The following is a 6,635-nucleotide window of genomic DNA, read 5'->3' as shown; positions in this document are numbered from 1 at the left end:
GGTCCGCTTCTGGGGTCTCGGGACTGATTGACAGTGTTGGTTCCCAGATCGGGGCCAGCTCTGATGTCATCTCACTGGCGCACCGGATCCAGCCAGTGGAAAGTGCCACGGGCCAGTACAAGAATGGTCAGGTCGTCACGTCTTCTGCTGGTGCGATCGGAGCCATGCAGGTCATGCCGTCCAATGCGGCCGGGAATGATCTGACGGACCCGACCGGCAATGTCACAGCAGCCGAGCGGCTCCTGGTGCATCTGTATGACAAGTACAACGGCAACCAGCAGCTGGTCGCCATGGCGTATAATTGGGGTGAAGGAAACGTCGATCAATATCTGAAGGGCGCAAAATCAGCCCCTCAGTCTGTTATGGACTACGCGCAGACTGTCACTGGCGGGGAGGTTTACGGAGCCACAAAGGCAGCCAGTCTTCAGACCAGTGTTGATGATGCTCTGAAGACATCAGACGGGTCCACGGCTTCGCAGGTCACAGATCAGACGAACGCCATCAAGATGCTGACGTCTGCCCAGCAGGCACTGGATGACCTGCACAAGGCCGGGAAAGTTACAGATGCCGATTATGCGGCATCAACGCAGGATCTGACCAACCGCCTGATGACCCACAAGGGCGCGCTAAACGAACTGAGAGACCCGCTTCAGGAACTGGCGCATCAGCAGGAGCAGGCCACGGATGCGGCCTGGGCCGGTACGGCTGCGCAGAAAGCTATGGTGCAGGTTGATCAGCAGGTCGAGGAAGCTGCCCGCAAGATGGGCCAGGCCCATGCGTCCACGGCGGATATTCTCGTCGCGGAAGCACGGGAACAGCAGATCCTGACGGGACAGTTTAACAGCTCTATCGACGCGATGGATCGCAAGTCGGCTGCCCAGAATTCGCTGCTGTCGTCCTATGATGCCAGCAAGGGCAGCCTGGACGATTATCTGCGCTCTGTGGAAGCCTCAGACACTGTCCAGGCAACCTCCACGGCCAACACGCAGGAACAGGCACGCCAGACGGCAGTTCTCACGGATGCTCTCAAGCGGCAGGCAGAGGCACAGGCTGATATCACCACGGCGCGCAAGGCTTACGGGCAGTCTCTGGATCTCCAGTATATTCAGGCAGAGACAGCATCACTTGGGCAGAATTCTGATGCGGTATCTGTGCAGATGGCCGTTCTAAAAGAGCGGAATGCTTTGCTGCAAAATGGCTCTGATCTCACGTCCAAAGCCTCGCAGACCGATCTGGATAACGTTGCGGCGATTCAGTCGGCCACGAATGCCTACCAGCATCAGCAGGACACGCTGAACGAACTGACCAGTGATATCTCGTCCGCAGCGGACACGCTGTCGAGCAGCTTCACACAGGCCCTGGTCAACGCCTCAAATGGTGGGGTGACGTTCAAGTCTGCCATGCAGGGTGTGGAAAGCCAGCTGATCTCGATGATTGCCAAGCTGGCGCTGATCAATCCGCTTCTGAGTGCGATCGATGGGAAAAGCCGGACAACACTGGGGGACGTCTCTTCCATTCTGTCCGGTGGAAGTTCTTCCAGCTACACGGCACAGGATGATGCGGATGCTCTCGGCGGCCTTGGGTCGGCGGGATCGGCTTCGAGTTCTCTGAGTAGCGCGGGCGGTTCAACGTCCTGGCTCTCTTCCGGGCTTAAAACCAATCTGTTTGGAACTGCCACGGTCGGAAACCTGCTCGGTGGTGTCGGTGGCGGGTTCGGGATCGGCTCTGCCCTGTCCGGGATTGGCGGTGGCCTGAAGAGCAACGGCACGATCGGGAGTGCCGTGGGTGCGGCGGCGGGTGCGGCGGCCGGGTCCTTCTTTCCGGTAATCGGTACCATGCTTGGCGGCCTGATTGGCGGCGGTCTGGGCGGCCTTTTCGGCGGCATGTTCGGCCACAAGAAAAACCCGTACACGATCGACCAGGTCATGACGACGGATGGTCAGCTGTCCCTGGGCAAGACCTGGAATCAGGCCCAGACCGACCAGATCACGGAGCAGCTGAAGAGCGACATTACGTCCTTCAATTCTGTTCTGTCCTCTACCGGGGTAACGATTGGCGGCGGTGATGGCGGTTTGCTCGGAACGGTTCGTGACGACAAGAACAACAAGGACAAATCCTTGCAGTCTGTGTCGCTGACGGACCTCCTGAAACAGGCGACCTACAGCACGTCAGATACGACATTCAATCAGGCGCTTCAGCAGGGTCTGCCGAGTGATGCGACCTCCGTGTCGGATTACACGACAGCAATCCAGAACCTGAAGACCATGGCTGATACTGTTGATCAGCTCGGCGTCGCCGTCTCGAAGTTCAATTCGGACGGCACCGTCACGGTCAGCAATTTCACTCAGGCGACCGGGGATCTGAAAACAGCTCTGGACACGGCGCTGGATGGGAAGACCCTGTCCACGTCCGATCTCCAGACACAGATCTCCACTGTCACCACGTTCGTCAATTCGACCATGCCGGATCTGCTCAAGGCCACTGTCTCCGGGCAGCAGTCCTGGGTGGATCAGATGGCGACCTTGCGACAGACCTATGAAGCGGCTGGCTCCCAGGCTGTCGCCTATGGTCTGGATGGAACGCAGCTCAACGCCAAATTCAGTGCGCTGTATGAAACGGGGTATGCCCAGCAGCTGGGGACATTGCGGGATTCAGACACGGCTGTGAACGCGCGTTACCTGACGGCCACGGGCGATGATGAGGGGGCAGCCCTTTTGACGTTCGATACTAGCGCGGATCAGCAGCGCAAGGCTCTCGCAGACAGCTGGGAGGCATTCCTGGGCGATTCCTACAAGTCGCAGCAGGAGTACATCAATCAGTCAGCCGATCTGGAAAAAACCCTGTCGGCCGAACGGCTGAAGATCCAGCAACAGTACAATGATCAGGCCTTGCAAAGTCTCCAGAGCACTCTGTCTGGTCTGGAAAGTTATGCCAAAGGGCTGGCAACCTCGGATGCCTCCCCTTTGTCTGCTGCTGATCAGTACAAGGTCGCAAACGACAACCTGACAACGGATCTGACCGCCGCGCAGGGTGGAAGTGCATCCGCACTTTCAAGCCTTCAGGACGACTTTCAGACGTTCCTGTCTGCCAGCAAGACCTACAACGGATCCGGGGTGCAATATTCCACGGACTACCAGCGGGTGATGCAGGCCCTTCAGACGGTTGGTCAGCTGGATACGAACACGCTGACCGCGTCTGTTCTTCAGGACGCTCTGAAGTCCACCACAACGACGATCAGTGAGGGGCAGCAGCAGATGGTCGCGCTGCTGGGCAAGGTGCTGTCGGAAATCCGGATGACCAACCTCAAATCGACAACAGGAAAGGCAGCATGACGTGACACTGTTCCGGGCGGTAGAGATTGACCTGGTCAACATGCTTTCTGTCCAGCTCGATGATCGCCCGGCCCATGGCAGTCGGCCGCATGGAACATTGCGTCGGCAGACGGCGGCTCTGGAAACAATCCAGACTCTGCGTTTCTCGGACATGGGGTATGTTGACGAAAATCACAGCCCTTATGTGCCGCTCGTCACTCAGGCATTCGATCTTGATAGGGGAATTTCTCTCACGTCTGACGCGCTCGGGGGGGCATCGAGCTTCGGATCGATCACCCTGATCAATGACGGCTCGCTGGATGACTATGTCGTCAATCAGACGAACGATCATCTGCCCATCAGGATCCTGAGTGGTCAGAAAATTCTCGATCGTAAGCGTGGGATCTGGATGGATCCAGCGCGGGCAGACCTCAAGCCGGTTTTCGCTGGCCTGGGCACGCTCTGGCAGCCGGGACGTCGCACCCTGACCATTCCGCTGCTCGGGGCGCTCTCCTGGCTGGATGTGACCATGACCGGCCGCATCTATGGCGGCACGGGCGGTCTGGATGGGGACTCAAACGTCACTGGGCGTCTCATGCCAACCCTGCGGGGAACGGTCTGCAACATCACGCCCGTCCTGATCGATGCCGTGAATTACGTCTATCAGGTCAGTGATGCGCCAGCAGAAATTTCCGCACTCTATGAGGGCGGCTTTGCAGGAGGCATAACCTTTTCCGGAACGGTGACAGACATCTATGCGCAGTCTCCGGCTCCCGGCACCTATCTGATCCAGAGAAGTGGGACAGGAACATGGATCCGGCTCGGAACCCGGCCGGTTTACGGGATTACCGTGGATGCAGTCGGCGCGTTTCCGTCCGGTGCAGGCCCTGCCAATGTTCTGGATATCCTGCGACAGATGCTTCTGGAGGACTTCAGGCTTCCAGCCACCTATCTGGACAATCAGTGGGAAAACCAAAGCAGTCTCGCGCCCTGGCGTGCTGGCTGGTTCTGGGACGGTACGGAAACGGTCACGGGGCAGGACGTTGTCCGCACGCTGCTCTCAGGGCTTGGTATTTCAATCGTCCCGACGCGAGAGGGTAAACTGCGTCCCGTCCAACTCCTGGCCTGGGATGAAACGACGTCCACGGTCATGACATTGACCGCCAACGAAATGACCGAAATTCAACCCATAGCGCTGGATTCTTCTCTCAGTCCTCCCACATGGCGCTGGCGGATTGGGTGGCAGCATAATTTTACGGTCCAGACTGCGGGCTCCGGTCTGCATCCTCAGGCCCCGGCCAGCCGACAGTCTGTTATCGGCACGGCTGATCGAAATGCGGTCTGGTCGGATGCCAGCCTGAGGGCAAGGTGGCGGGTTCCAAATGACCCTGCATCCGTGGTCACAGCTCTGAATGCCGCAGGAGATGCCCAGACAGTTGCTGATGCTTATGGAAAGCTCTGGGGGGCTTACAAGTCTCTTTGGTCTGTGACCGTCCCTGTAGAAATTAGCTGGCAACTGGACCTTGGTGATTATGTCTCCATCCAGGCCGCTGTGCCGGGTCTCGATGGCATCACTGTTGGGATCGTAGTGGCGGAACACATTCGAGGCGGAGACGCGACAGCAACTTTGCAAATCCTAGTCATCTGGAGCCTGCCGATGACAGGAATTATGGGCGACTTTTGGCCCGATATTATGTGAGACATCATGGAAAACTGTGGAATTGGTTATCAGAACCTCATCCTGTCGGCAGCTTTGACAGCAGACAGCAGTGTGGCTGCTCTTCCAGTAAGCAATCTGACGTCTCCGCAGGGAAGTTCTGCCTACGCCTGGCGCGCTCTTGGGACACAAGCCACTCTGACAATCCAGTTTGCCCAGGCTTCTCCAGTCCGTGCTGTGTCCCTGCATCGGACAAATTTAACGGCGGAAGCATCGTGGCGGCTCGTTCTGAGGCTCCACGATACCGTGGTGCAGGACGTAGCCCCAGCGATGGCCACGACAGGGGGGCAGGCAACATTTGTGTTTCCGCCTGACCTGGTCGCTGATGCTGTTCAGATTACGATTTCGGATGCTACCAACCCTGATGGATATCTTTCGGTCCCGCTGGCGTATGTGGGGCCGCTCTGGCAGCCCATCCGGAATTTTTCTACAGACAGCACCTCAGGTTTCAATCTGGGTGTTGATGAGGTCACGGCCCTGTCTGGAGCAGAATTTCCCCAGATGCGGTGGATCCAGAAAAAAGCATCCATCGCTCACCAGTCTTATGGGTCGGCAGAGGCAGATATCCTGTCGGATATTCAAGCTGTAGCAGCACGAGGGGAAAATATTCTCTTTATTCCTGACCCCTCTGCACCTGCGCTGCAAAAGCAGGCGATTTATGGCCGACTGAGTGGCGGGGATCTCGGCAATCCATTTGGCGCAGCTGATCGGCGTAGCTGGACATTCAATATGACGGAGCGACTGTGATGACTCTGTTGCAAGACTTTGTCCTGGAGACATCGAGTAATCCAGGCGTTGGGGACTTTGTCCTAAACGGCCCCCCTTTGAACCGCATTTCTTTTGCGCAGGCTTTCCCAGGTGGGGGGCAGGTATTTTATTATGCCGATGATGGCTCCCAGGCGGAGTGGGGTATTGGAACACTGACGGCTGGCGCACCAGCCAAAATCGCACGGAGCGAAATTTACGGTAACACGCTTGGGAATACTGATGCTTTGCGCTTCACCGGGGGCGTGGAAGTTTATAATGAGGTACCTGCAAGGTTCGTACCTTACTTTGATAAAGATGGCGGTTTCTCAGTAGCTGGCCAGATCACCGCAATCTCTCTCAGCATACGCGATCAAGCTCTGGTGCCTGACGTAACCGATTGGACCGGCCAACAGGCTGTTCCTGCGCATCAGGCGGATGCCAGATACCTGCGGAAATATGGTGACGCTAACGGTGCGGCTCCGGACCTGCTCACAATCTATCTGGGCAGTGGTCAGCTTGGCGTCTATGCGGGCGGAGCTTGGCACACCTATCAGCCCTCCGGCGACTATGCCACGAATGCCCGTGTCAATGACGTCGCCAGCAGTGCGACAAGCGCTTCCAGTGCAGCCAGTTCTGCAAGCGCCAATGCAGACACCCGTATCCTGCGTGCGGGCGACACAAGCCAGAACCAGACCATCAACGGCTATCTGACAGTTCAGTATGGCGGCGGGAAATTCAGCTTCCAGCCAGACGGAAACGCCGTGGCCTATGACGGGTCGGGGAACGTCTTTTTCTCCGTGTCCTCCAGCACCATCAACTGGAACGGCCGTGGCTTTGTCTTCACTGACGATCTGCCGCTC

Annotated in this window: 3 protein-coding genes and 1 pseudogene; all 4 read left to right on the top strand. The window is 57.6% G+C overall.

Features of this window, described 5'->3' with window-relative positions:
• Nucleotides 1-3,332, top strand: a 3,332-nt coding sequence (locus R5H23_RS11375; protein ID WP_317215494.1) for a transglycosylase SLT domain-containing protein, incomplete at its 5' end; no start/stop codon positions are given.
• A 1-nt stretch (nucleotide 3,333) separates the two neighbouring features.
• Nucleotides 3,334-5,010 (top strand): hypothetical protein, encoded by a 1,677-nt coding sequence (locus R5H23_RS11370; protein WP_317215492.1) that lies wholly within the window; start codon nucleotides 3,334-3,336, stop codon nucleotides 5,008-5,010.
• Nucleotides 5,011-5,016: 6 nt separating this feature from the next.
• Nucleotides 5,017-5,775, top strand: a complete 759-nt coding sequence (locus tag R5H23_RS11365; RefSeq protein WP_317215491.1) for a hypothetical protein — start codon at nucleotides 5,017-5,019, stop codon at nucleotides 5,773-5,775.
• A pseudogene (locus R5H23_RS11360) lies at nucleotides 5,775-6,635 on the top strand (hypothetical protein); the annotation flags it as partial. The gene R5H23_RS11365 and the pseudogene R5H23_RS11360, both read left to right, overlap by 1 nt.

This window comes from Gluconobacter sp. GP1 (assembly GCF_032913585.1).
Taxonomy (GTDB): Bacteria; Pseudomonadota; Alphaproteobacteria; order Acetobacterales; family Acetobacteraceae; genus Gluconobacter; species Gluconobacter cerinus.
This window is presented reverse-complemented; position numbering and strand designations above follow the sequence as displayed.

Bases quoted from the DNA above. Each gene is read 5' to 3' on its own strand.
- R5H23_RS11365 (WP_317215491.1), top strand. From the start codon at position 5,017: ATGGAAAACTGTGGAATTGGTTATCAGAACCTCATCCTGTCGGCAGCT.